General features: G+C 29.6%; 2 protein-coding genes. Both read left to right on the top strand.

Translation table 11 applies throughout. From position 1 onward, the window contains the following. A partial coding sequence (locus B5F09_RS14400) for a GBS Bsp-like repeat-containing protein (RefSeq protein WP_204215364.1) occupies nucleotides 1-1,728 on the top strand: 1,728 nt, incomplete at its 5' end. 124 nt (nucleotides 1,729-1,852) lie between these two features. Then, a partial coding sequence (locus B5F09_RS14395) for a GBS Bsp-like repeat-containing protein (protein WP_143357532.1) occupies nucleotides 1,853-2,414 on the top strand: 562 nt, incomplete at its 3' end.

Genomic DNA, 2,414 nt, shown 5'->3' with positions numbered 1-2,414 from the left:
ACATATACGATCAATGTAAAGACATCAAATCATAAGAATGATAGTGGAAAATACAATACACATATCTATGCATATGACAGTGAAGGAAAATACAGTATAGTGGAACTGGAAACAGAAATACCAGAAAATCAGGCACCAGAGATAAGTGATGTGCAAGTGACCAATATTACAAGAAAAGGATATACTGTTACTTGTAAAATAACAGATGATAGTAAAGTGCGTAATGTCCAAATGCCGACATGGTCAGAAAATGGCGATCAAGATGATTTAATTTGGTATACTCCTAGTCAAAAAGGAAATACTTATACTCTTAATTTAGATGCTGCAAATCATAATTATGATACTGGAAAATACAATACACATATCTATGCATATGATGAAGAGGGGAAAGTATCACAGGTTGAGTTAGAAGTGGAACTACCAGAAAATGAAGCGCCAGTTATATCAAATATTGAAATAACTAATGTTACAAACGATAGTTATACGGTTACTTGTAATGTATCAGATGATGTAGAAGTAACGAGCGTAAAAATGCCTACTTGGACAACAAATAATTCTCAAGATGATATTATTTGGCATGAAGCTGAAATAAAAGATGGTGTAGCAACATTTACAGTTAATAGAAAAGATCATAATTTTGAATATGGTGAATATGTTACCCATATTTATGCATATGATAAAGATGGACTAAATACTTTTCAAAGTGCTGGTACAACAATTTTACAAGAACCAGATAAAGAGACATATGGAAAACCAATTATAAAGGATGTTCGGATTACTGATGCTAATGATGATGGATTTACTGTAACTTGTACAGTTTCTAGCAAATATGAAATAGATCGCGTAATGTTTCCTACTTGGACTTATAAGAATGATCAAGATGATTTAATATGGGGAACAGGAACAAAAAATGGGGATCAATATTCGTTTAGAGTAGAAAGAAGTGCTCATAATTATGAATTTGGAACATACGTCACACATATTTATGCTTATGATAAAAACGGAAATGTTAATACGATAGAATTAAATTATCATAATATTGTAAATACAACAGTAAGACAAGGATGGGCATATATCAATGGGCAAAAATATTTCTTTGATAATGCAGGAAATATTGCCGGAAATATGCCAGCTAAAAAAATCATAGATGTTAGTTCATATAATGGAAATATTGATTGGGATACAGTAAAACAATATGGTGATATTGATGGTGCCATATTAAGAATTACAGCACATCCAGGTCACTATATTGAAGACACACAATTTGCACGAAATTTAGCAGAGTGTCGTAGATTAAATATTCCATTTGGAGTATATATTTATGATTATGCTAACAATACTAATGATGCAGTATATGAAGCAAATTTTGTTATTGATATTTTAAGAAAATATAATGTTTCTCCTAGTGAATTAAGTTATCCTGTATATTATGATTTAGAGAGAAGACAAATTTCTAAAGCACAAAATATTGCTAATATGAATGCATTTATTTCTACAATGAATGCTAATGGATATACAGCTCATGTATATAGCTATCGAGCAATGTTGAATGATACATTAAATGATCCAAGTATTTGGGCAAATGTATCATGGATGGCAGCTTATACAAATACAATTGGATGGAGCAATCCATATTATAAAGGAAATTTTGGTTGGCAATATACAAGTTCAGGAACTATTCCAGGAATTAGTGGAAGTGTTGATATTAGTTGTTGGTATGTAATTTAATATTATAAAGTTTTAGGGTAGATATTTTAAAAATCTACCTTTTTATCTACATAAATTTGTCGTAATGAAGATATAGAAATACAAAATATGATAATGTATAATTATTTTAAAGGAGGTGAAGTCGATGAATAAGAAAGGAAAAGTTATCATATGTCTATTTTTGACTATTTACTTAATAATATGCACAATGACAAATTCAGTGGCGATATTAGCATTAGAAAATTCATTTGAAAATCAAGAAAATGTATCAGAAAAAACAGAAGAACAAATAATCGATTCAAATACAAGTAGTGAGGAGATAGTTGATGATACAGATGAAAATGAAGAAGAGACGGTCGTAGAAAAAGAAAATGACTCTAATGAAGTGGCTCCAGAAGAAAATAATGAAAACAATAATGAACAAAATGTCATAGGACAAGAAAATAATAGTATCAATGAAAGTAATCAAAATAATATTTCTTCTAAAAAAGCGCAATCAATTGACATTAGTAATATTTCTTTAACAGCTGAAAAAGATGTTGAAGAGAAATATATTCATGTTACATTAAAAAACTTTTATATAGAAGATGGTAGCCAAGTCAGATTTGCAATATGGTCAGAAGAAAAAGATCAGGATGATCTAGAATGGGCAAATGCAAATAGACGAGAAGATGGAACATATGTATATAATGCAGATATATCAAAAC

It is taken from the genome of Erysipelatoclostridium sp. An173 (assembly GCF_002160495.1).
Taxonomy (GTDB): domain Bacteria; phylum Bacillota_I; class Bacilli_A; order Erysipelotrichales; family Coprobacillaceae; genus Thomasclavelia; species Thomasclavelia merdavium.
Note: the sequence above shows the minus strand (reverse complement) of the source record. Positions and strands in the feature narration are given on the sequence as shown.